Annotated in this window: 18 protein-coding genes; 5 read left to right on the forward strand and 13 right to left on the reverse strand. The window is 55.6% G+C overall.

The annotated features are described in order from the left end of the window. Positions 1 to 111: 111 nt before the first annotated feature. The 8 genes from J2I47_RS17540 to J2I47_RS17575 all read right to left on the reverse strand — a co-directional run bounded on the left by J2I47_RS17540 (position 112) and on the right by J2I47_RS17575 (position 9992). Entirely contained in the window at positions 112 to 354 is a 243-nt protein-coding gene (locus tag J2I47_RS17540) for a TraR/DksA family transcriptional regulator (protein ID WP_207365899.1), read from the reverse strand. Between the two features lie 67 nt (positions 355 to 421). Next, complete coding sequence (locus tag J2I47_RS17545) at positions 422 to 1807, reverse strand: glycoside hydrolase family 27 protein (RefSeq protein ID WP_207365900.1); 1386 nt, start codon at positions 1805 to 1807, stop codon at positions 422 to 424. 52 nt (positions 1808 to 1859) lie between these two features. Next, a complete protein-coding gene (locus tag J2I47_RS17550) occupies positions 1860 to 3188 on the reverse strand; it encodes a sugar porter family MFS transporter (RefSeq protein WP_207365901.1) in 1329 nt (442 codons plus the stop codon). Between the two features lie 107 nt (positions 3189 to 3295). Continuing rightward, a complete protein-coding gene (locus J2I47_RS17555) occupies positions 3296 to 4006 on the reverse strand; it encodes a pseudouridine synthase (RefSeq protein ID WP_207365902.1) in 711 nt (236 codons plus the stop codon). After that, positions 4003 to 4581: a DinB family protein gene (locus J2I47_RS17560; protein WP_207365903.1), complete on the reverse strand. Its 579-nt coding sequence runs from the start codon at positions 4579 to 4581 to the stop codon at positions 4003 to 4005. The genes J2I47_RS17555 and J2I47_RS17560 overlap by 4 nt, the downstream gene beginning before the upstream one ends. A 184-nt stretch (positions 4582 to 4765) precedes the next feature. Then, positions 4766 to 7606 (reverse strand): outer membrane beta-barrel family protein, encoded by a 2841-nt coding sequence (locus J2I47_RS17565; RefSeq protein ID WP_207365904.1) that lies wholly within the window; start codon positions 7604 to 7606, stop codon positions 4766 to 4768. Positions 7607 to 7613: 7 nt separating this feature from the next. Further along, on the reverse strand, positions 7614 to 8510 hold the full coding sequence (locus tag J2I47_RS17570; protein WP_207365905.1) for a GLPGLI family protein: 897 nt from the start codon (positions 8508 to 8510) through the stop codon (positions 7614 to 7616). A gap of 90 nt (positions 8511 to 8600) precedes the next feature. Then, entirely contained in the window at positions 8601 to 9992 is a 1392-nt protein-coding gene (locus J2I47_RS17575) for a cellulase family glycosylhydrolase (RefSeq protein WP_207365906.1), read from the reverse strand. A gap of 199 nt (positions 9993 to 10191) precedes the next feature. Here J2I47_RS17575 and J2I47_RS17580 point away from each other — a divergent pair, with 199 nt between their 5' ends. Both J2I47_RS17580 and J2I47_RS17585 read left to right on the forward strand, forming a co-directional pair. Next, positions 10192 to 10947: an ABC transporter substrate-binding protein gene (locus J2I47_RS17580; protein ID WP_229374710.1), complete on the forward strand. Its 756-nt coding sequence runs from the start codon at positions 10192 to 10194 to the stop codon at positions 10945 to 10947. Between the two features lie 99 nt (positions 10948 to 11046). Next, positions 11047 to 12102, forward strand: a complete 1056-nt coding sequence (locus J2I47_RS17585; RefSeq protein ID WP_207365907.1) for a hypothetical protein — start codon at positions 11047 to 11049, stop codon at positions 12100 to 12102. A gap of 111 nt (positions 12103 to 12213) precedes the next feature. On the opposite strand, the gene J2I47_RS17590 is transcribed toward J2I47_RS17585, so the two are convergent. After that, complete coding sequence (locus tag J2I47_RS17590; protein ID WP_207365908.1) at positions 12214 to 13086, reverse strand: lysophospholipid acyltransferase family protein; 873 nt, start codon at positions 13084 to 13086, stop codon at positions 12214 to 12216. A gap of 366 nt (positions 13087 to 13452) precedes the next feature. On the opposite strand from J2I47_RS17590, the gene J2I47_RS17595 reads away from it, so the two are divergent. Together J2I47_RS17595 and J2I47_RS17600 are read left to right on the forward strand one after the other, a co-directional pair. Next, positions 13453 to 13893 carry a response regulator gene (locus tag J2I47_RS17595; RefSeq protein ID WP_207365909.1) on the forward strand — a complete coding sequence of 147 codons (441 nt, stop codon included), beginning with the start codon at positions 13453 to 13455 and terminating at the stop codon, positions 13891 to 13893. Positions 13894 to 14202: 309 nt separating this feature from the next. Continuing rightward, positions 14203 to 14616, forward strand: coding sequence for a DUF2147 domain-containing protein (locus J2I47_RS17600; RefSeq protein WP_207365910.1), 414 nt, complete (start codon positions 14203 to 14205; stop codon positions 14614 to 14616). A 124-nt stretch (positions 14617 to 14740) separates the two neighbouring features. Here the strand turns inward: J2I47_RS17600 and J2I47_RS17605 are convergent, their stop codons facing one another. The 4 genes from J2I47_RS17605 to J2I47_RS17620 all read right to left on the reverse strand — a co-directional run bounded on the left by J2I47_RS17605 (position 14741) and on the right by J2I47_RS17620 (position 18371). After that, positions 14741 to 15958, reverse strand: a complete 1218-nt coding sequence (locus J2I47_RS17605) for a glycosyltransferase family 4 protein (protein WP_207365911.1) — start codon at positions 15956 to 15958, stop codon at positions 14741 to 14743. Positions 15959 to 16087: 129 nt separating this feature from the next. Continuing rightward, positions 16088 to 16846: a glycosyltransferase family 2 protein gene (locus J2I47_RS17610; protein WP_207365912.1), complete on the reverse strand. Its 759-nt coding sequence runs from the start codon at positions 16844 to 16846 to the stop codon at positions 16088 to 16090. Beyond that, a complete protein-coding gene (locus tag J2I47_RS17615) occupies positions 16843 to 17418 on the reverse strand; it encodes a putative colanic acid biosynthesis acetyltransferase (RefSeq protein ID WP_374759918.1) in 576 nt (191 codons plus the stop codon). Before J2I47_RS17615 ends, J2I47_RS17610 begins: the two co-directional genes overlap by 4 nt. Beyond that, a complete protein-coding gene (locus J2I47_RS17620; protein ID WP_207365913.1) occupies positions 17415 to 18371 on the reverse strand; it encodes a glycosyltransferase family 2 protein in 957 nt (318 codons plus the stop codon). The genes J2I47_RS17615 and J2I47_RS17620 overlap by 4 nt, the downstream gene beginning before the upstream one ends. A 599-nt stretch (positions 18372 to 18970) precedes the next feature. On the opposite strand from J2I47_RS17620, the gene J2I47_RS17625 reads away from it, so the two are divergent. Continuing rightward, a complete protein-coding gene (locus J2I47_RS17625) occupies positions 18971 to 21490 on the forward strand; it encodes a sialate O-acetylesterase (RefSeq protein ID WP_207365914.1) in 2520 nt (839 codons plus the stop codon).

The raw sequence follows: 21490 nt of genomic DNA on the forward strand, positions 1-21490 counted from the left end.
ACGACTTACGATTTATTGCTGACGCTGCTTTTTGCTCTATAGCAATCTCATGCGTCAGCAATAAATCGTAAGTCGTCCCGCAGCGGCGGACCGCTCGTAAGTCGTAAATCCCTACGTTCTTTTCTCACGCTTCATGTAGGTCGATGCACCGGTGCCGCGGCGGTCGCCCATTTTGTGGAGCAGCCGGGCGTCTTCCTGCGACATGAGTTGCAGGGCTGAATACTCGGTTTTGCCGGTGATCATGGGGAAGCCCGCCACGCGTTGCGCCGATGAGCAGCGCACGCAGGTACGGGTGCCAGGCACCGCTTTCAAACGACCTTCGGGAATCTCATTGCCACACTTGATGCAGTACATAACGTTGGTTGAGTTGGTTATCTATAGAACAACTCAGCGCCTGGAATAGTGCCTGTTTCAGCCGATGTTAAATACCCGTAACTCGCAGAAAGACAACGTCATGCGGTGGAATTTGGACGGTGTAGTCTTTCTTGAAAAGACCCCGATAGGCCTTCTGCCAGATGTCGCGGACGTTGGCTTTTTTGCCCGCTCCCAACTGGGCAAAATCGACGGTCATGGGGGCGGGTTGGTCGCCCAGATTGAACAGCGCTACGTGGTGCGAACGCCCGTCGGCGGCCTCTGAGGTCCACATCACCAGGTCGCCGTTGCGGCTTGCCTGACGGCTGTTGGTGGCGGTCTGGTTGGCGGCCAGGGCTTCTTCGTTGGTGAGCAGATTGTTTACGAACACGCTATTGTCGGGGAGGTTACCACCCATCATCAGGGGTGAGCGGGCCATGCACCAGAGCGTCATGTGGGTGCGTTGTTCGGCCTCGGTAAAGCGCGAAAAACGGGGCTTGGCCACGGGGCCGCGCTTGGCGATTTTGCCCAGTTGCAGCATGTCGGCGTCGGGCCAGTGTCCGGGGGCGCCTACTGTTGCCCACTCAGCGCAGTAGTCGAACTGTTTTTTCAGCTGTGGCCACTCGTCCCAGAAGTCGTTGGAGATACGAAACAGGTTAGCGTGCTGACGCAGGTGTTCGCTGTTACTAAACGGCTGAAACGGCGATACACTAAACACAAACGGCCGGCGCGTGTTGGTAATGGCTGACCGGATGGCTTCGACCTCGTTTTTGTAGTAAGTAAACGTGTTTCCGTTTGGTGCAGCCTTTTCCACGCCCAAATCGTCGACCTTAATGTAGTCCACGCCCCACTGCGCATAGAGGTCCAGCAGCGAATTATAATAGGCCTGGGCACCGGGCTTCTTCATGTCTACGCCATACATATGGTTGAGCCACGGACAGGTAGAGGTCGTGTCGGCAATCTGGTCGGCGGTGATACCGTTGGTGCCTAAAATGGGCGATTTAGCCCAGACGGCCTGTTTTGGAATGCCCCGCATCACGTGGATACCGAATTTAAGCCCCAGTCCATGTACATAATCGGCCAGTGGCTTAAAGCCCGCGCCCCGCGCTGAGGAGGGGAATTTGCGCTCGTCGGGCAACAGGCGCCCATAGGCGTCCATGTTCAGCCAGGGCACATGAGCACCGTCTTCCAGCCGAAATTGCTTTGGGTTGCTCTGTGTACTGGTGGGCGGGTGGGCGTATGACCAGCAAAAATCGACCACCACAAACTGCCATCCACGGGGCCGTAGGTACTCGGCCATGTAGGCCGCATTTTCTTTCACCTCTGCTTCCGTTACTGTGGCTCCATAGGCATTGTAGCTGTTCCAGCCCAGGGGCGGCGATTGCGCTACCGGGGCCTGCGCCAACACCATATTGCATGTGAGCAGTAGGAGGGGGAAAAGAAAGGGGCGTTTCATGGGAGAGGGAATAGTTTCAGTTATTGGTAGCCAACTTCAACTGAAAGCTCAATTAATGTGCCAGCACTGTGGTATCCATATTTTCCAGCGACGTGCCTTTGGTTTCGGGCATGAGCCGCCAGACAAAAAGACCCTGCAGGACCATCATGGCGCAGAAAAAGGCGAACAGGGTGGCCGGGCCAAAGCGTTCGGTGAGGATGGGGAAAGTGGCGGCTACAAGGGCGGCCATGATCCAGTGCGTGAAACTGCCCAGTGCCTGCCCACTCGCGCGGACTTCGTTGGGGAAGATTTCGGAGATGAATACCCAGATGACGGCCCCCTGCGAGAAGGCGAAAAAGGCAATGTAGACAAACAGCAGCAACGGCACGGTAATGCCGCCGAAGTCCTGCACGTAGAACGCCCGTGCCACCAGCCCCAGGGTGAGCACCAGCCCCGCCGACCCCACCAGCATGAGTGCCCGCCGCCCAAACCGGTCGATGAAGTTGAGCGCCAGAATGGTGAACAGGAAGTTAATCAGCCCAATCCCCGCCGACGATAGCAGTGCCGACGACGTACCTAACCCGGCCATTTCGAAGATGCGGGGGGCATAATAAATGATGGCGTTGATACCCGACACCTGGTTGAACACGGCAAACAGCACCGCCAGCATCACCGGAAACCGGTAGGCCTTGCTAAACAGGGCCGCCCTGGGCCTAGCACTGGTTTGGCGGCTGCTTTCGTTGATGGCAGCCAGAATATCGTCGGCGGTGGCGGGGTCAATGAGTTTCAGGGTCTGGAGGGCTGTGGCCTGATCGCCGCGTTTCAGCACCAGCCAGCGGGGGCTTTCGGGTATGCGCAGCACCGCCAGCATAAACAGCAGCGACGGGGCCGCCTGTACGCCGAGCATCCACCGCCACGAATTGTCGCCGATGCCCTGCAAGAGGTAATTGGAGAGGTAGGCGATCAGGATGCCGGCCACCACGTTGATCTGGAACATGGCCACCATACGCCCCCGCGACGCCGCCGGAGAGACCTCCGTAATGTAGAGCGGTGCTGCCACCGACGAGGCCCCCACACCCAGCCCGCCCAGGAACCGGAAGGCCAGAAACAGCCACCAGTCGTGCGCCAGGGCCGATCCTAACGCGGAGACGAGGTAACAAACGGCAATGCCAAACAAGGTAGCCCGCCGCCCCAGCCGGTCGGCAGGGATACCGCCAAGCATAGAGCCGATAACTGTGCCAATGAGGGCAATGGAAACCGTGAAGCCATGTTCGGTGGCGGTCAGGTGCCAGAGTTGTTGAATGGCGCGCTCAGCCCCAGAAATTACGGCCGTGTCGAAGCCAAATAAAAAGCCGCCCAGCGCGACCACAAACGACCAGTAGAGTACGTTACGATTTGTCATAGGAAGGGTTTAGTAGAAAGTAAAGATAGGAGAAGGGAATGGCATTGCTTTCGCTCTGCGTGGTAGGTGGCTGTCGCTTGGCGAAGGGCCAAGCGACAGCCACCTATTCACTCGCTAAACAACATCGCCATCATCCGGGTAAACTCGCTCTGCAACGGTGCTTCAATCGATAGGGTCTCGCCGGAAACAGGGTGCCGAAAAGCCAGCTGCCGTGCGTGAAGCAGCATGGTATTCATGCCAAATTGGCTCAGAAACAGCCTGTTCTGTTTGTTGCACCCGTGGGGCCTGTCGCCGATGATGGGGTGGAAAACGTGGGCCATGTGCTTCCGCAGTTGGTGCATTCGGCCTGTAGTAGGGGTGAGTTCCACCAGCGAATAGCGTGAGGTGGTGTGCTTACCAAACGGCAATGGAATTTCGGCCCGGCGCAAGGTCGTCAGGCTGGTAAACGCGTCTTGCAGTACGTTGTCTTCGTCGCGGCGGAGGGGGTAATCAATGTCGAGAAAGTCGGGGGTGTAGCCGCGCACAATGGCCCAGTACGTTTTGTGCATCTGCCCGTCGGCAAATTGCTGTTGTAGGGCCGCGTTCATGGTTTCGTTCAGGGCAAACAGCAGCACACCGCCCGTTTTCCGGTCGAGCCGATGGGCCGGAAATACCCGCTGCCCCAATTGATCGCGCAGGAGTTGCACGGCAAACTCATGGGCGTCGGCCGCTATCGGCGACCGGTGCACCAGCAGCCCATGCGGCTTGTTAATTGCCACCATATCAGCTGATTGGTACAAGATCGGCAGCGGCTCCGAAGGCAGAACAACATCGGTCATGCTGGAAAACCGGGGCTGGCTTTCACCTCTTCAATCTGCTTACGGTGCCGTTCGCAATGGCCGGCGAAGAGAAGCAGGGTCTGGTAGGCGTCGATGGTGCCAAAGACCAGGTGCTTGAAGTAGTGCGTTCGCCAGTTGCCCGGTGCCGAATGGACATAATCGATGATGGCCGCACGCTGCTCGTCGAAAGCCGCCAATGCCGCCTCCAGACTACCAAAACGACCCGTCGGTTCGAAGGGTGCGGGGGCTGTAATAGCCGTTTTGCGACTACGGAGGGCTTTCGTCAAATACAGATCCGATACCTGAATTTCGGCCCTCTTCTCGGGGGCTTCATCCTGTTGCATCCCCGTTTGCAGTCGACCAAAGATGCCGCCTTCTACCAGCACAATATGTTCCACGCACTCGGCTACCGACCACCGGTCTGGGGCTGGCTTGGCTATTGACTGCGCTGCCGAAAGCCCTTGTACGGCGTCATGCAGGGCTTTTTGCGAGCTGTCAAGCTGCTCGACGGCATACGTGATCTCGTCCTCAGATGCAGGGCCGGTGATCGTAGAGGGGTGTTGTTCTTGTAGCATGTTGCTGATTTACGATGTACGAATTACGATTTACGATTTTTGCTGACGCCTGTCTGGCGGAGCGTTGCTCCGCTGTTTGACTAATCTATCGCCTATTCAATTGTAAGCGGAACGCTGCCCGGCAACGCTTCGCCAGACAGGCGTCAGCAAAAATCGTAAATCGTACCTCGTAAATCGTACATCTCTACAGTTTCATTGCGGCGAAGTGGCGGATTGAGTAATTGAACGACACCATAAAGTAGCGGCGCAGCACCAGGCTCTGTACATCGTCTACGTAGCTCTCGGTGGTGGTGCGGGTCACGCTCCGGTTCTGGTTCAGCAGGTCGAAGGCGGTGATACGCAGTTCGCCCTGTTTTTGCTTGAACAGGTACTGCCCAAGGCTGGCGTTGAGCAGCACGTACTGCTGATTATACCCCGCCGACCGCCCCGAATTGGCGATATAATACACGTCGGTCTGGACAAATAACCGGTTCCCAAATCGGTGAAAGGCACGGAGGTTGGCCGTGTTCGTAAAAAAGCGCGTATTTTGCTGAGGCTGAACCGAGTAAGTGGCCACCTGGTAGGTAACGTTGCCCGACAAGTTGAGGTCGGTTTTCTCGTTGATGTTCGTATTCAGGCTCAGCCCTTGCCCCAGGCTCAGGTTCAGGGCGGTGTTGGCGCGGTCGTTCAGAAAGCTCATGCTCCGGCTGCCCTGTAGGTTGGTACTCCAGCTCACGTTGACCGTCTGCGCCCCCCACTTGGCGGGCTTGCTGATGTTCATAAACCCAAACAACGAATAGTAACCGTTGGCATTGATGGGGCGTACCTCCTGCGCGCCCGACGGCGAAATAGTAGTGGCATTTACGATGCGGTTCTGCGTCTGCGTGACGTTCAGCGAGGCCACAAAACTGTGGAACGTGGTCTGATCGTAGGTGCGGTAGTTGAGGTTGACTACGTGGCTCAGTTCGGGGCGCAGATCGGGGTTGCCTCGGCGAATGTAAAGGGGATTCGAGTTGTCGACGATGGGCTGCAACTGCGATACCGACGGGGCATTTACGCGGGTGCGGTAGTCGAGGGTAACGTTGCGGTTGCGGCCCAGGTTATACTGAAAACGGGCCGAAGGCAGCACGTTAAAAAATGACCGGTTCAGTGTGGTGTCGCGCGACAGGTTGTTGGACTGTAACGTTGCGTTTTGCGCGTCCACCCCAATCGTGTACTGGTACTTCACCCGCCGGAACTGATAGGAAACGCCCCCGCGCTGGGTAGCAAACACATTGGCATATTTGTTAGTCAACTGATTGTTAACCAGATCATAAGCTCTCGTGCTTTCTTTGAAATCATACACTTGCCGGTCCGACTTAGTATCGGAATGGGACATCGTATACCGGAATTCAATTGACTTGGCCAGTGACAGCGGCTCGGTGTAAGAGACGGTGAGGTTGTTGGTCAGCGCGTTGGTTGTTTGTCTATTCTGCTGGTCAATCCGCGATGCAAACAGGCTCGACTGCCCACCCACCGACCGCAGAAACTGGTTCTGCGACTGGTTGAGTCCGTTGCTGTTCTGGTCGTTGATCGTTGTGATCAAATTGGCCGAAAACGTGCGCCCCCGCCGTTTGAATTTGTGCATCCAGAGCAGCGTATTCGTCCCCGAAACCCCCTGCACGTTGTTGGTGTAACTGCTGTTGCTGGTGTTCAGCAACGCACCCTGTCCGTCTACGGTGCGGGCCGTAGCCAGGCTGCTGGTCTGGTTGTTGGTGAAACTCAGGTTCGGGATGAGCCGGATTGAGTTGGCTGAGTCGAGGCGGTAGTTGAGTTGCAGGTTGATGCGGTGAGCACCGTTTGCCAGGCCGCTGCCATTCTGTTTGTCGGTGAAATTCGTTTGCGACGCGGCCGTGGCACTGTTGGGCAGGGTGGTTTCGCGGCGGCTGGTCTGCTCGTTCTGGGTGTTGGTCTGGTTGTAGAAATAGCTGGTGCTGATGTCGACTTTGGTGCCAATGGCATCGGAGAAATTCAGGCCACCCGCCAGGGCCCGCGTGATGCCCGTGGGCGATAGACCGCTGGCGTTGCTACCCACGATACCCCCGCCGCCCTGACTACCCCCGCCTTGTCCGCCGCCACCCTGACCACCGCCACCCTGACCACCACCGCCGCCGGTTGGACCGTTGCCCAGTCCATCACCAGTGAAATTCTGCTGGTTAATGTTGTTCAATTGCCCTACGCCGCTTAGCTGCTGCCCATTGTTGAATCGGTTTACGCTCAGCCGGGCCTGATACCGCGCGTTGCCCGCCTCGTCGGTACCGTACCCAGCCGACTGCTGTCCGAAAACACCCCGCCGCCGGTCACGCTTGGTCACGAGGTTTACCGTCCGGTCGCGTTCGCCATCATCTACCCCCGAAAACTGCGATTGCTCCGACTGCCGGTCGAACACCTGCACCCGCTCAATCATGTCGGCGGGGAGGTTACGGGTGGCCATTTTGGGGTCGTTGCCGAAAAACGGTTTCCCATCTACCAGCACCCGCCGCACGTCCTGCCCCTGCGCCTTCACGTTGCCATCGCGGTCTACTTCCATGCCCGGAAGCTTTTTCAGCAGATCTTCCACCTGGGCGTTGGGCTGCGTTTTAAACGACCCCGCGTTGAACTCCAGGGTGTCGCCTTTCACGCTCACGGGCGGACGTTCCTGCACCACCACAACCTCGTTGAGCGTCTGGGTTTGTGATAGTACCCTGATGGTGTCCAGACTAACCGTGGGTTGCGCTGCCGTGAGGGTTAGCAACACCGATTTGGGCCGGTAGCCCACGTAGGTAATCAGGAGCCGATATCGCCCCAGGGCCAGATTCTGGACCGAAAAATCGCCGTCGCCACCCGTAGTCTGCACCTGCACAAACGACGAATCTCGCGCCAGCAGCACGGATACGTTGGCTTCCATAAGCGGTTTTTTCGTGACCGAATCAATCACGAACCCGCTTACCTGACCTGATCTGGCCGGTTTGTTCTGTGCCAGTCCTGCCAGTGGCAGCAGGAAGAATCCAAGCAGAAAAAGGCGCATGGCGTGGCTAGTTTCTGATCGGGAAGTCGCGCGATTGCTGTTGCCGCAAGGTAGCCATGGCCTTCTGCCGAATGGTCCGCAGTTCATCGGCCGACACGGTCTTGGCATCGGCGCGGGGTTTCAGCAAGGCTTCATTCACGGCTCCCGCATCGATCTTGGTAGCCCGGTACATCAAATCATCGCTTTCGATGAAGAGCACCACACCTTTGTCGGGGGTGAAATTGGGCGCGGGCGAGTAGGTAAAGGGCAGGTCGGTGGTAAACCAGACCGAGCAGGGCTGTTCTTTAATGGTGCAGGTGGCCCGCTGGCAGGTATACCCCAGAATAGTCTTGGTTTTGCCCGTCACCTTCCAGTCGGCGGGGCGGGCGGCAGTCACCTCGGTTTGGTAATATTCTTTCTTCGTCGAATCGATATTGAGCGTAGTCAGCTGGAAACTTTTGCCCGTAGTAAGGTCGGTATGCGTAGCCTGCTCCATAGGCATCCTGAACCGGTTCATGCGTTGTTGCATGGCCCGCATCTGTTCGGGTGTACGCTCACCCCCGCCGTTGTTGCCGTCAGGCCGGTCACCACCGGGCCTGTCGCCCCCGCCAGGAAAGCCCCCACCCGGCCCGCCGCGAAACATGCGCATCTGGTTGCGACCGCCGTTGTCTGCTTTGGCCCACTGCCCGCCAAATTCCACTTTTTCGACGCCCTCTGTTGTTTCGGGCACCTCGAATTTGCGGCCATCGGGCAAGGTGCCACCGGGTCTGATTTCCTGCCCGTTTACGTTGATTCGGATGTTCGACGGATCAATCCGGCGCATGGTCTCGTAGGTAATCGTACCCGACGTGGGGGCGGTTTGGGCGTTGGCCAGCGGGCAGGTTAAGAGGCTGGAAGCCAGCAGTAGGTAGTGATGATGTTTCATGGTATAAGGAATTGGTTATTGGGTCAACGTTGCATTGGAGGCACAAAAAACGCGCACGTAAACTGTTCATCTGGCGTCTGGTTGGCCTGATCACTGTTTCAGCACCCGGGCGGTGCCAAGCCGCGTACCGTTCTGATCAAAGGCCGTGAGCACATACAGGCCCGCACCCAGGGTCTGGAGAGCCAACTCGTCGGTGCCGCCAGTCGTTTGCAGGACCAGCCTCCCCGCCGAATCGACCAGGTGAACAGCGTGGGCCGGTTGGCTGCCCGCTTCTACCCGGATGCGGTCATGCGTGGGGTTTGGATACACCCGCAACGACTGCCCGGTGGCGGGGTCGGTGCTCAACACCTGAATCTCGCCGGTTGCGTAGGTGCGCAGGGCCTCCAGCATACAGGGCATGATCTGGGTGCTGCCGCTGCCAAACATGCTGAATCCACCGTCCCATTCCCACCAGGCCGACGGAATCTGAAACTTGCCCAGCGCATAGTAGATCGCCTCGGCGTGCTGGCAGCGGCTGGCCGGGCTTGCGTTGAGGTTATACGACCCAAATTCGCCCAGGAAAATAGGTACGCCCTTTGCCTCCGACCAGGCTTTGGCCGCGCCGATGCGTTGGTAGATGACCTCGTAAGTGGCCTCCTTAGCGTAGTTGTTGATGGCCCCTTCTACCCACGTACCCCTTGCCGATGCCGGTACGCTGATGGGGCTTCCCGGAACGGCCGGAAACGGAATGTTTTTCAGATCGGGAATGCCCTGTCCAGCCCAGGTAGCCCCCTGGTGAGTAAACACAAAGGGATCATAGAAGTGGAAAGTATACAGAATGTTGGGGTCGGTAAAGGGTTCCGACTGAAGCATGGCGTCGCGGCCATTCCAGTTGTGAAAACCCACCACCAGCGTGTGGTTGGGAGCAATGGCGCGTACGGTTTGAATCAGGGTCTCGGCCTGTTTTCGCCAGGTGGCAGCGGTCATGCCGTTGGGTTCGTTACGCAGTTCAAAGAGCACCCGTTCGGGGTCGGTGGTTTTGTAGCGCTCGGCAATTTGTTGCCATAGCCATACCAGCCGCGCGGTGGTATCGGCCCCGGCAAGACTCCGGTCAAACTCCACATGGTGCAGGTCAATGAGTACGTTCAGGTTATTGGCCAGTGCCCATTTCACCAGCGAATCGGGCGCGTAAAGCTGGTCGGGCGCATCCCACTTATAAGGTGGCTGTAGTGTGGCCCAGGCCCCAAAATTGATGGGTATACGTACGGTTTTGAAGCCCGCTTTTGCCAGATCGGCCATTTTTTGTTTGCGGGCAGCTACGTCGGCGGGTTTGGCGAAATCACTGAAATGCCGGGCTTTGGTGCCATTCCAGTAGTTTTCCAGAAACGACATATTCATGCCCATACCCAGGCGGGAGGCCCGTTTTTGCGCCGCTGTCTGCCCAAAGACGGGGTTGATGAGTTGACAGATTGTTAGTAAACAGAAAAATAATGGACGTAGCATAAGTTCGATCAGGACGTTAACTTTAGAAGCTACTGGTCTGTGAATTTACTCCCATTTTTGTGGCGTGTAGCCTGGAGCGTCAAGAGTGTAGAGCAACGGGCGAAGAGCGTAGAGCAAGAGAGGTAGTGCGTAGGGCTTCCACCCGCCTTTGTCTAATCCTACGCACTCAGCGTTTCCCACTCATCACTCATTTATCTCCATGCATCGCATCGTCTCCATTGTTCCTTCGCAAACCGAGCTGTTGTTCCATCTGGGCGTTGGCTCGCTGGTGGTGGGACGGACAAAATTCTGCATTCATCCCGCCCCCGCCGTAAGCCGCGTGCCGGTGGTGGGCGGGACCAAAAACGTTGATATCGAGCGTGTTGCTGCGTTGAAACCAACGCTTATTCTGGCCAACCGCGAAGAAAATACCCGCGCCGACGTGGAAGCTCTGCAAGCCATTGCGCCCGTGCACGTCACCGACGTAAACACGCTGCCCGATGCCCTGCAAATGATCTGCGACGTTGGTCAGCTGACAGGTAAAAATGCAGAAGCTGAGCAACTTACGTCAGAAATTGGTCAGTCAATGGCAACCCTAACGCCACCCTCAACCCGCCCGTCGGTGGCGTACCTGATCTGGCGAAAACCCTGGATGGTGGCCGCCGCCGATACGTTTATCGACGCCATGCTGACCGCAGCTGGCTTTACTAATGTGTTTTCAGATCGAACCCGCTACCCGGTTGTTGACGAGGCCGACTGGCAGACGGTTCGTCCCGACCTTATTTTCCTGTCGTCGGAACCGTACCCGTTTAAAGACAGGCACATGGCCGAGCTACAGCAACTATGCCCGTTGGCCAGAATCCGGCTCGTGGATGGTGAACTGTTTAGTTGGTACGGCAGCCGGCTGCGGCAATCGGCCGCTTATTTTCGGCAGCTTCAGAACGATACCAACCAGTCTCTTTTTGTGCCTTTGTAGCCTGCGTAGCCCTCTTAATTGGTGGACTAAAAAAAGTAGTAGCCATTTTTAACCCGTCGCCTGACCGAATTACCCGGCTGCGTTCGTAATTTTCGCCTTATGATGAAACTGCCTCTATCTATTTTGTTGCTGTCTGCGCTCTGGGCCGGACAGGGTTGCCAATCGAAAGCAGCCAAAGAAACCACCGCCAACGACAGTACTGCCACCACCGTTGCGTCTACATCGGCCACCACCACCGAGACCAGCACCCCCGCCAGTACCAGCACCGCTACCCCCGATTCGGTGGCCGCGGGTAAAGAACTCTCACCCATTGACTCATTGGGGTTGATTGGTCCCAAAATCACGGGCGCTATTCTGCCTGGCAAGCGCATTCTGGCCTATTATGGCAACCCGCACTCGAAGAAAATGGGCGTACTGGGCGAATACCCCAAAGACGAGATGCTCCGTATGCTCGACAAACAGGCTGTAGCGTGGGTTCAGCAGGATTCGGCCAAAACACCGGTGCAGAAAGCCCTTCACCTGGTGGCGATTTCGGCGCAGGGACTACCCGGAAAAAATGGCCACTACAGCATGCGGATGTCTGACAAAACGATCCGCAAAGTGATCCGTTGGGCGGCAGAGCATAACTCCATCTGCTTCCTCGACATTCAGGTGGGCCACGCACCGCTGGGACCTGAGATGGAATTTCTGAAACCCTACATTGAACTTCCTTACGTTCACCTGGGTATCGATCCTGAATTTTCGATGAAAACCGGCGCTCGTCCTGGCTCAAAAATTGGTACCTACGATGCCGCCGACGTAAACCAGGCGGTGCAGTTTCTGAGCCGTATTGTCCGCGACAAGAAGTTGCCCCCCAAGATTCTGGTTGTACACCGGTTTACCCGCCGCATGGTGACCAACTACAAAAATATCAAGCTCGACCCGAATGTACAGATCGTGATGAACATGGACGGCTGGGGACCACCTTCCCTCAAGCGCGATACCTACCACGACTACATTCAAACTGAACCCGTGCAATACACCGGTTTCAAGTTGTTCTACCACAACGACTTACGTAAGGTAGATATGAACTCAAAATACAAGGTACCGCACCTGATGGAACCTTCAGAAGTGCTGTCGCTCACCCCAAAACCACTGTACATTCAGTATCAGTAAAAGGAGGAACGGACAAAAGGAGGAGAGGGAGGAAGGGATTGCTGACGCCAGCGAATTAAGGCCACGTCAGCAATCCCTTCCTCCCTCTCCTCCTTTTGTCCGTTCCTCCTTTCACTCCAGCTTCCCCCACAACTTCGCGTATTTCTCGCGTTGGTGTTTCCAGCGTTTGTGCGACCAAAGCCAATTGGCAGGGTTGCGCTGAATCGTGTTTGTCAGCTCGTCGCGGTAGCGTTCAATAAGTTGGCCTTCGGGCAGTGTGTCATAGGGCGGTTCGGCCAGTAGCGTGAATGTTGCCTGGTAGTAGCCCCGCTTAACACGAACCATCTCAGCGTATAAAACGGGCAGTTTCAGGTTACGCGCCAGCCGTTCGGCACCGGTATAGAAGGGGGTGTCGCGGTGCAGAAAATCAATCCAATAGGCCGATTCGGGCTGATTGGGCATCTGATCGGCTACCAGAGCGATCAGGCGCGGAATGTTTCGCCGCAGGACCAGTTCGCGGGGTAGGCGCTGCATCGGAATCAGGTAGGGGCCAAAACTCGATCGGATGCGTTGCATCAACCGTTCTGAGAAAGGGCTGTTCAGCGGTTTGTATACACTGTCTACCCGCATGCCATAGAGGCTTGCCGCAGATGGCAGCCACTCCCAATTGCATTGATGCGCCGCCAGGCCAACAACCGCCTGCCCTCGTTCCAGCAGATCCATAGCCACTTCCGGGTTCGTGTATACAACACGGCGACGCAGTTCATCGGCCGACAGACCAGGCAGTTTTATTGTCTCCACCAGTATATCGCTGATGTTGCGGTAATAGGCTTTGGCAATGTCCCACCGTTCGGGTTCGGTGAGGGTAGGAAACGAGTGGCGGAGATTGTCGAGAATAACGGCCCGTCGGTAGCGGACCAGGTAAGTTAGCAGGAGGTACAGGATGTCTGCTACCCTATAGAGAATGAAAAACGGCAACGAGGCCAGTACCCGGAACGCAATCATAGAGCAAAGATACGAGTTGCCCGCCGGGGCGGTTTCCCTTCACTCGGATCGTTTTCGGTATAAACGGTTGCCCAGAGCTTGGATTTATAACATTTTAATGAGTGGCGTTGTTATTTTATTCTTAAGTACAAATACTTTTGTACTGCTTCTCGCGAAGCTATATCTCTCCAGGTCCAACTGGGCAGATGAAATGGTGTGGATATAGTCGGAAAGCTATTCAGGGATCCTGGGTAGCTTTTTTCATAAAAAGAGATCTTAGTTAACGCAAACCATTTATCATCTATTTAACCGCTTTAAATAAATGTATTTGGCGGATCATAATTTCGGTACCAACTTAACTGCGTCATAATCCGTAAAAGTACTTCCATGAATCAAAACCATAAACCGTTACTTCTGATTGCCGATGATGACGACGACGACCGTGTCCTGATTGAACAGGCGCTGAAGCAAACGGCGTTCAATGGCCGGATTCACTTTGTGGAAGATGGCGAACAGTTGATCCAGTACTTAAAGGATTGTCAGGTTGAATCGCCCGATGCACCTGATCGGCCAACCTTACTTCTGGTGGATCTAAACATGCCCGTTGTGAATGGTGTTGAAGCGCTGACTTACATCAAGTCGGTGCCCGGATTGCGGCAGTTGCCGGTGGTGATGCTGACTACGTCGTCGGCTGAGAGCGATATTTCAACCTGCTACAATTTGGGTGCTTCGTCATTCGTTATAAAACCGATTACCTTTACCAAATTAGTAGAGCTAATGGACTCACTTCGGGCCTATTGGTTGGGTACCGTTCAGTTGCCCCGCTGAGGCCGCGTGATTTCTCAACAAGTGACTTACGAGCAGGTGGTGAGTGCACCGCCTTGTGTATAAAGATCCTTTACAAAGGGAAGGTTGAATAGCAGAGTGAGGTGCCGCACTGCCCTGCAGTAAACGACCCATTCTGTAATGGTGTGGATAGAAGCGGAAAGCCGGCGGAGTTTCTCCGACGGCTTTTTTGTTTATTCCCGTCCTATCTTGATTAAATCCATAATAAAAGTAGGATTAAGATAGTTTAAAAAGGAAACTATGTAGTTGGGTACGCTGTTTCTGCCTCAACTGCAACTATTTCTGAACCACATGACGCTGCTTAGCAAGACCTTGTTCTGCCTTCTGCTCTGCCTGATTGCCGTGTCAACCGGCCAATCGACCGATAGCAATGCCGACCGAATTTTAGGCCGTTGGTTGTTTCCGAAGAAACAAACCTGCGTTGAGATCTACCGTGAAAACGGGCTCTATTTTGGCCGTATGGCTCAAATCAGTGGTAGTTGCCAGGCCAGTTATGGCGATATCAGCAACAAGGTGGTGCTTACCAATCTGTCCTACGCCAACAACGGTTGGTCGGGAGGCACGATGGTGCACCCTACGTCGGGCATGAAATTTAGCGTTGATATGAAGATGAGCAACGCCAACACGCTGATAGCGACAGTGTACAAAGGCATGCGCATGTTCAGTAAAGAATTAATCTTAACCCGCCAACAACCCGCGAGTTGATAGTAAGGCCTGAGAAGTAAGAGATAAGAAACAAGAGGCAAGAAAAAAGACGATGTTCAGCAACTGGGCACCGTCTTTTTTCTTGCCTCTTGTTTCTTATCTCTTACCTCTTGCTTCTTAACCTCTAAAGTAGATCAGTAATGCGGCGACCGTCACGACCTGTAAAGGCGCTCTGGAATTCGCGGCGCAGGGCCAGTACCCGGCGGCGGGGGTGAGTGGAGATAAATACCGCCCGCATCTTGAGCAGGAAGCCAATCAGCAGATAGCCAAAAAACGACGCAATCAGCACGACAAGGGATAATGTATTCGACATATTGCCGTGCAGGAAGAGAAACAGGATGGTGTTCAGCAATGACATACTACACAACACCGCAGTTGCACCACCGTGCGAAAGCCCATTGTCGAGCAGGATATGGTGCATGTGATTCCGGTCGGCAGAAAACGGCGAACGACCGTTCAGGATGCGTACCATAAACACGCGCAGGGTGTCGAAAATGGGTACAATAAGCACCACCATAGCAATGATGGGGGCATCGAAAAAGCTGCGCGGGTCGAAGCGGTAGGTGGTATTGAGGTTCACAAAGCGCACGGCAAAGAAGGCGAGGAAGAACCCGATGAGCAGCGACCCGGTGTTGCCCATGAAAATCTTGCTCGTGTGCGAGAAGTTAAACCGCAGGAAACCAACCAGCCCGCCCGCCAGAGCGAAGGCCATCGTTGCCATGGCGTAGTGTTCAGACAAGAGGAACCAACTGCCAAACGTGATGCTGGCGATGGTGGCAATGCCGCCCGCCAGCCCGTCGATGCCGTCGATGAGGTTTATGGCGTTGGTGAGGGCAATAAACACAAAGCACGTCAGCAGGATACTCACCACGTCTGTGATATAGTGGAAGCCCATGATGCCGTAGAGGTAATCTAGTTTCAGATGGCCAAGAAAGATAAGGCTACTGGCACTAAGTAGCTGAAAACCAATCTTTTTGTTTGGGTCGATGCCCACAAGGTCATCTTTCATCCCGATAAAAAACAGGATGGCAGCCCCTACGATGGAGAGATTCGTACAGTACAGATCGCGGGGATCATTGATGGGCCAGATGAAATAACTAATGAGCACGGCGGCAAAAATGGCCACCCCGCCGAACGTGGGGGTGGGTACTGAATGAGACCGGCGCTCGCCCGGTTTCTCCATTAGCGACTTTAATTCGGTGATCTTGATGACTACAGGAATAGACACCACGGCCACAAAACAGGCCACCAGAAAAGCCATCAGCACCTGGTAGAGGCCCTGCTGAAAGGCTGATTCTGTAAGCTTTTGCTGTATATAGGCTAAGAGTAGATCAGGATTCATGTGATGAGTGAGTGCGGCTCGGAAGTGGTAACGAGGCTGTATGCTAACAACTCCGGGGGGACAAAAATTGTGCTTTTCGCTTGATTACCAAGCCCCGAAAACTAATCTTCATAATTGCTTATTGAACGGTCAGGTCCGTTTTGACCAAAACTGAGACAGTTTCCGAATGGGTTTAAGCCACAGGGTCAGCCAGTTCGGCTTAAGCTCATTCAACTGCCAGGCCATGCGATCTTCGCGGTTGGCTTTCAAGCGATTGCGTAAGCTGCTGTTGCTGACGCCCCCCAGCCGCATAACAACCAGTACCTCGTTGAGGTAAGCTATCCGTATCTGGTGTTTGTGGATAAGCCTGAGCATCAGCTCATAGTCGGCGGCTGAACGCAGGCTGGTGGTGAACATGCCGTATTTCTTATAAACGTTGGTTCGAACAAAAAAGGTGGGGTGAGGCGGCATCCAGCCATACAGAAAATCGCCGTGCTGATAGTCGCCTGCCCGCCAGTAGCGGGTGACGCGATCCGGCTCGTTGCGTTGAGCATAGACCAGATCGCCGTAGACCCCATCAACCGTGGGCTGTTGCTGAAATACATCAACAACCCGGCCAATAACATCGGGGTGGCGGTATAAATCGTCCGCATTCAAAATACCGATGATGTCGCCGGTGGCGGCGGCAATACCTTTATTCATGGCGTCGTAAATACCGCCGTCAGGTTCAGAAATAAACCGGGCTATGCTGTTTCCATAACTGCGTATAATATCGGCAGTGCCATCTGTAGACGCACCATCGATGATGATGTATTCGATGGGGCTATAAGACTGTCCCAAGACCGATTCAATGGCCTCGGCAATGGTATTGGCTCCGTTGTAAACGACGGTGATAATGGAAACGGTCATGCAGAAATAGTACGCTGCCGAACAGCTACAGCGGGGTTACCCTGGTAAATGGTGTAGGGGGCCAGGTCGCGGGTGGCCACCGACCCCACGGCCAGTACGGCATGGCTGTGCATCCGCACCCCAGGGCAGACGGTGGCCCGGGCACCCACCCAGGCGCCGGTTTCGAGCACAATGGGCAACACCCGCAGGTCGAAGGTGGGCCGCTGATAGTCGTGGTTACCAGTCAGAAGCATGGCTCCCTGCGAGAGGCAGACGTTGTTTTCGATAGTGACCTGCGTGAGGTTATCGATCCATACCTGCTCACCAATCCAGACGTGGTCACCAATGGTAAGTAACCATGGGTATTTGATATTGACGGCGGGTTTGATGAGCACACCCTGACCTACCTTCGCTCCAAACAGGCGCAATAGGCTCACTTTGAGTGAGGCCGGCAGGGGGGCATACGAATTGAACAACCACGCGTTGGTAAAGTGCCACAGCAGAATCTTCCAGCGCGGTCCCGGATTGAACCACTGGTTGTTATAGGCCGACAGGTCGGTTCGGCCCTGCTGAACGGGTGTGGGGGGCATCATTGGCTGGTGGTAGTCTTGGTTTCGTCCCGAACTCCAACGGTCAGATCGCGTCCGTGTTCCTGTTTAAAATAATTGATGATGGCCTGTTTGTCGTGACCGGTGTGGTTATACACTTCCATCAGTTTGGCGTCGACCAGAAACCGATACCACAGCCCTTGCAGAAAATGCCAGACAAATCCCTTTCGACCGTCCAGAAACCCAAGCTGGATAAGGTAACGGAACAGGAAATAGATGATTGGCCGGGTGAAGAGCGGCAGGGAAGCATACTTTTCTTTCAGGTATCGTTTGCGTTCTTCCTGCGTGCCAAACAGCCGAGGCGTCACGCGTACGGTTTCGTCGAAGTTGAATCGGATGTTAAGCAGGTCAATTACCTCGCGGGTGGCGTAGTTGTTGTGCTTTTGGGTCCACCAGGTAAGGTTGTTAAGGTTGTGGTCGACCAGATCATTGGCAAACTCAATGGTTTTGGGGGGCGCGTCAGTTGGGCCGCTCAGCTTGATGTGTTCGTCCATCCAGGTTTGTTCGCAGATGCCCTGCCCCTGCCGCCAAAGCCGCAATAGCCAGATAGGGTAGTAGCCCCCGTGCCGAATCCAGCGGTCCATGAACATCACGCGGCGCTTCACATACACGCCTGTCACGCTGGCATCGAGAGCGGGTAGCCGCTGATTGATTTCCTGGGCCAGTTCGGGCAAGATGTATTCGTCGGCATCCATCCGCATCAGCCATGTTGATCTGAACGGCGTGTGGTTAATGCCATAGTTGAACTGCACGGCGTAGGTAGACCAGGGGTTTTGCACCACTACGGCCCCCAGTTCCCGGGCAATGTCGACGGTACGATCCGTAGAGAAAGAGTCAACGATGAAGACCTGCGACGTAATGGAACGCAGACTGTCCAGGCAGCGGGCAATGTGCTTTTCTTCGTTGTGAGTGAGAATTATTACGGACAAGCCGCTCATACGTGAGGAGTTGACGAATGCAATTTTATCGAAAAAACGGCACTTTACGAAGCTACATACCCTTGCCACTGCTGCGTAGGAAGGCGAAGTGCCACATACACAGCTATCTAATATAACGAATCTGCGGTTTGTCTACTCTGGGGATATGCCCCAGTACGTGTTTCTCGATGGCGTTTTGTACTCTACGCCAACTAGTTCGGCTGAGTTCGTCGGGGTTGACCCATGAGCAATCACTTCGCTGACTCCTGTCTCGCAATACAATCTGCTCAGTAGTCGGCCATGGCATTCGCACTTATGACCTCACTTACTGCCCTGCGCGCCCAACTCCGCGACGACGTATGCAGACAACGCATATATGTATACTTGCTATCAGAAGCCGGTGAGCAGTGTAAAACTTAGATGAGTCTGCTCCTCTTTATGCTGTTGATCGTAGTCGAGCACCGCCGCATTCGGAGAACGAAGGGCTGATGAAGCCTTTGTGCTGACCCAAAGCAGGCAGGTCGATTAGTGTCAGCGAGGTGACGTTGAGTATCCTGACAGGTCATGAAACTGTACCGGCGGCAACGTTATAAAAGACCTTGCCGCTTCGAGGACGTGCTATGAGATCAGTTTACTCACTGTTAGTTTGCCTGTTTATCTGTTTGCCCCTTGCCGCGCAGTCACTAGTCACGTTTCAAACGCTGCCGCGTGATCTGCAATTATACGCCCGTGACGGAGCCAATCAGGCTGCTGTAGTGATCGAGGGTACAGCCACCGACAACAGCCTTGTTAGAGTTGCCTGTTTACTTAACCGGAATGGGCAGGTGACTCAACAGCAGCGGTTTACATTTTCCAATACGCGTATGTTCCGGTTTGCCCCGACTATTGTGGCCGAACTGGCGGAGTATGGCATTCGGCTTTATGGTTACCGCGCCACGGGTGACTCTGTCCTGCTGGCCGAACGCAAACGGCTGCTGTGCGGTGACGTATTTGTGATCTACGGGCAGTCAAACGCCATTGGTCTCGGCGGCCTTGATCAGAGCAAAATTGACGACCAGTACATGCGGCAATGCGGCTACCCCTTTGGTGTTGCCGACATTCCGGGGTCCATGCAGTGGTATCCGGCAAGCCAGCCCTACGGCGCGGTGGGTGCGTTCGGCCTGTACATGGCCGAAGCCATTATGGCCGTGACCAAAATTCCTCTCTGCCTTATCAACGGGTCGGAAGGAGGGGCCAGCCTTAACCAACTGGCCGACCGGAATGCCGCCAACACCACTGATCTGACCACGTTTTATGGGCGGATGCTGTACCGCACGCGCTGGGCAGGTTATCAGGGAAAAGTGCGGGCCTTGTTCTACAAACAGGGAGAAGCCGAAGCCGGGTCGTCGGTAGCTGGCTATCCGGCCAGCTTCGACCGGCTGTATCGCTTCCTCCGGCAGGACTACGGCAACGAACCGCGCCTGTATGTGAGTCAGATCAACATTATGGCCGCTGGACAGGCAAACGTGGGTGAACTGCGTGACTTTCAGCGGCGACTGACATCAATCTATCCTGTTGGTGTAGAAAACATTGCCACCGTGGGCACACCAGGGTATGACGGTATTCACTACAGCCTGGAAGGCAACCGACAAATTGCCCGCGAACAGGCCCGGCAAGTGCTACGCGACATCTACGGGCAAAGCGATACGCTCCAGATTAACTCGCCCAATATCCGGAAGGTGGTACAAAATAGCCGTAACGACACGCTGACGCTGGTTTTTGAACCCGATATGCAACTTGTCTGGGCTGCCGATTCGGTGCTGGACCACGGCAATGGGCAGTACACCCGCAAACTGGCCGACGTTTTTTATCCCGACGGTCAGACCGGGCGGGTGAGTGCGGGGCGGGCCACCGGCAACCGGATTCAGCTTGCCCTGCGGCAGCCAGCTCCCGTGCAGGCGCTAACTTACCTGCCGCCTTATTTCTCAGATAAGCAGAACGGATTCTACGACGGTCCGGTGCTCAAAAACAGTCGGGGTATGCGTGCCTTTAGCTTCGACAACGTAGCCGTGGTTCGTGCCCTGCCCGCCATTACCAACCTGGCGGCAACGGCCAACGCCACCACCCGCGAGATAGCGCTCTCCTGGACGTTAAGTACCACCGCTGCCAGTGAGGTAGTGCTGGAACGAGCCGTAATTGGTGTATCACCTTTCGCCATCATTGCCACGCTACCTGCCACCACGAATACCTACCGCGACCGCCCGCCCCTGAGCCTGTTGGGCCAACACCAGTACCGGGTAAGGGTGATCAGCCGGGAGTCGGAATCGGGTCTGAGCAACGTGGCCGAAGGGCGGTTGCCCGTTGTTTGTACCCTGGCCGTGAGCCTGAGCGGCAGTAGTACGCTGGCCGTTGGAGCTACCGCTTCCCTCTCGGCCAGCGTAATGGGCGCACTGCCGCCTACCAACACGGTTGCACTCCGTTGGTCGGGGCCGGGCAGTAGTTCAGCGGTGGGTAGCTCATTGATCGTGAATGGATTGGCGGCGGGTTCAACCAATGTATATGCCGTAACGGCTACGCAGGGCGCCTGTTCAGCCACCGCCACCAGCACCGTCACCGTGCAGGGTGCCTGCACCCTCTCGGTAGTGATTGCAGGGGCACAAACTATTCCCTTTGGCGGTACCCTCTCCCTGTCGGCTGTAGTGAGTGGTACGCAGGTGGGCCTGGGACCAGTAACCAGTCGCTGGAGTGGCCCGGCGGGGTATACGGCAAGCGGCACCACACTGACACAGGCGGGGTTAACGCCGGGCCTGAGCGGCACTTATAGTCTAACCGTAGAACAGGGCCGATGTACAGCCGGCGCGGTGGCTGCGGTAGAGATCCAGCTGCCGCTTGCCGTGGAAGAGCCCGATGGACCTGGGCGTATTGGGCCAAATCCGGTGCGGGCAGGACAACCCTTGTGGCTGCAGACGGCGGGCAATGCCGGAACGGGACCCCTTAGCCTGACGGTCTGGACCCTGGCCGGGCAGCGGGTTATGAGCCGAACAATACGCCCCGCGCGCCAAACCGAACTGCCCACTACCAACCTCGCCCCCGGCCTTTATTTTCTCGATATTGCCAACGGCACACAGCGGCTTGTGCATCAGCGGATTATCGTAGAGTAG

It is taken from the genome of Fibrella rubiginis, assembly GCF_017353185.1.
GTDB classification, from domain to species: Bacteria; Bacteroidota; Bacteroidia; order Cytophagales; family Spirosomataceae; genus Fibrella; species Fibrella rubiginis.

Excerpts from the sequence above, each read along its gene's own strand:
- J2I47_RS17540 (WP_207365899.1), bottom strand. The coding sequence starts at position 354 with ATGTACTGCATCAAGTGTGGCAATGAGATTCCCGAAGGTCGTTTGAAA.
- J2I47_RS17545 (WP_207365900.1), bottom strand. The coding sequence starts at position 1,807 with ATGAAACGCCCCTTTCTTTTCCCCCTCCTACTGCTCACATGCAATATG.
- J2I47_RS17550 (WP_207365901.1), bottom strand. The coding sequence starts at position 3,188 with ATGACAAATCGTAACGTACTCTACTGGTCGTTTGTGGTCGCGCTGGGC.
- J2I47_RS17555 (WP_207365902.1), bottom strand. The coding sequence starts at position 4,006 with ATGACCGATGTTGTTCTGCCTTCGGAGCCGCTGCCGATCTTGTACCAA.
- J2I47_RS17560 (WP_207365903.1), bottom strand. The coding sequence starts at position 4,581 with ATGCTACAAGAACAACACCCCTCTACGATCACCGGCCCTGCATCTGAG.
- J2I47_RS17565 (WP_207365904.1), bottom strand. The coding sequence starts at position 7,606 with ATGCGCCTTTTTCTGCTTGGATTCTTCCTGCTGCCACTGGCAGGACTG.
- J2I47_RS17570 (WP_207365905.1), bottom strand. The coding sequence starts at position 8,510 with ATGAAACATCATCACTACCTACTGCTGGCTTCCAGCCTCTTAACCTGC.
- J2I47_RS17575 (WP_207365906.1), bottom strand. The coding sequence starts at position 9,992 with ATGCTACGTCCATTATTTTTCTGTTTACTAACAATCTGTCAACTCATC.
- J2I47_RS17580 (WP_229374710.1), top strand. The coding sequence starts at position 10,192 with ATGCATCGCATCGTCTCCATTGTTCCTTCGCAAACCGAGCTGTTGTTC.
- J2I47_RS17585 (WP_207365907.1), top strand. The coding sequence starts at position 11,047 with ATGATGAAACTGCCTCTATCTATTTTGTTGCTGTCTGCGCTCTGGGCC.
- J2I47_RS17590 (WP_207365908.1), bottom strand. The coding sequence starts at position 13,086 with ATGATTGCGTTCCGGGTACTGGCCTCGTTGCCGTTTTTCATTCTCTAT.
- J2I47_RS17595 (WP_207365909.1), top strand. The coding sequence starts at position 13,453 with ATGAATCAAAACCATAAACCGTTACTTCTGATTGCCGATGATGACGAC.
- J2I47_RS17600 (WP_207365910.1), top strand. The coding sequence starts at position 14,203 with ATGACGCTGCTTAGCAAGACCTTGTTCTGCCTTCTGCTCTGCCTGATT.
- J2I47_RS17605 (WP_207365911.1), bottom strand. The coding sequence starts at position 15,958 with ATGAATCCTGATCTACTCTTAGCCTATATACAGCAAAAGCTTACAGAA.
- J2I47_RS17610 (WP_207365912.1), bottom strand. The coding sequence starts at position 16,846 with ATGACCGTTTCCATTATCACCGTCGTTTACAACGGAGCCAATACCATT.
- J2I47_RS17615 (WP_374759918.1), bottom strand. The coding sequence starts at position 17,418 with ATGATGCCCCCCACACCCGTTCAGCAGGGCCGAACCGACCTGTCGGCC.
- J2I47_RS17620 (WP_207365913.1), bottom strand. The coding sequence starts at position 18,371 with ATGAGCGGCTTGTCCGTAATAATTCTCACTCACAACGAAGAAAAGCAC.
- J2I47_RS17625 (WP_207365914.1), top strand. The coding sequence starts at position 18,971 with ATGAGATCAGTTTACTCACTGTTAGTTTGCCTGTTTATCTGTTTGCCC.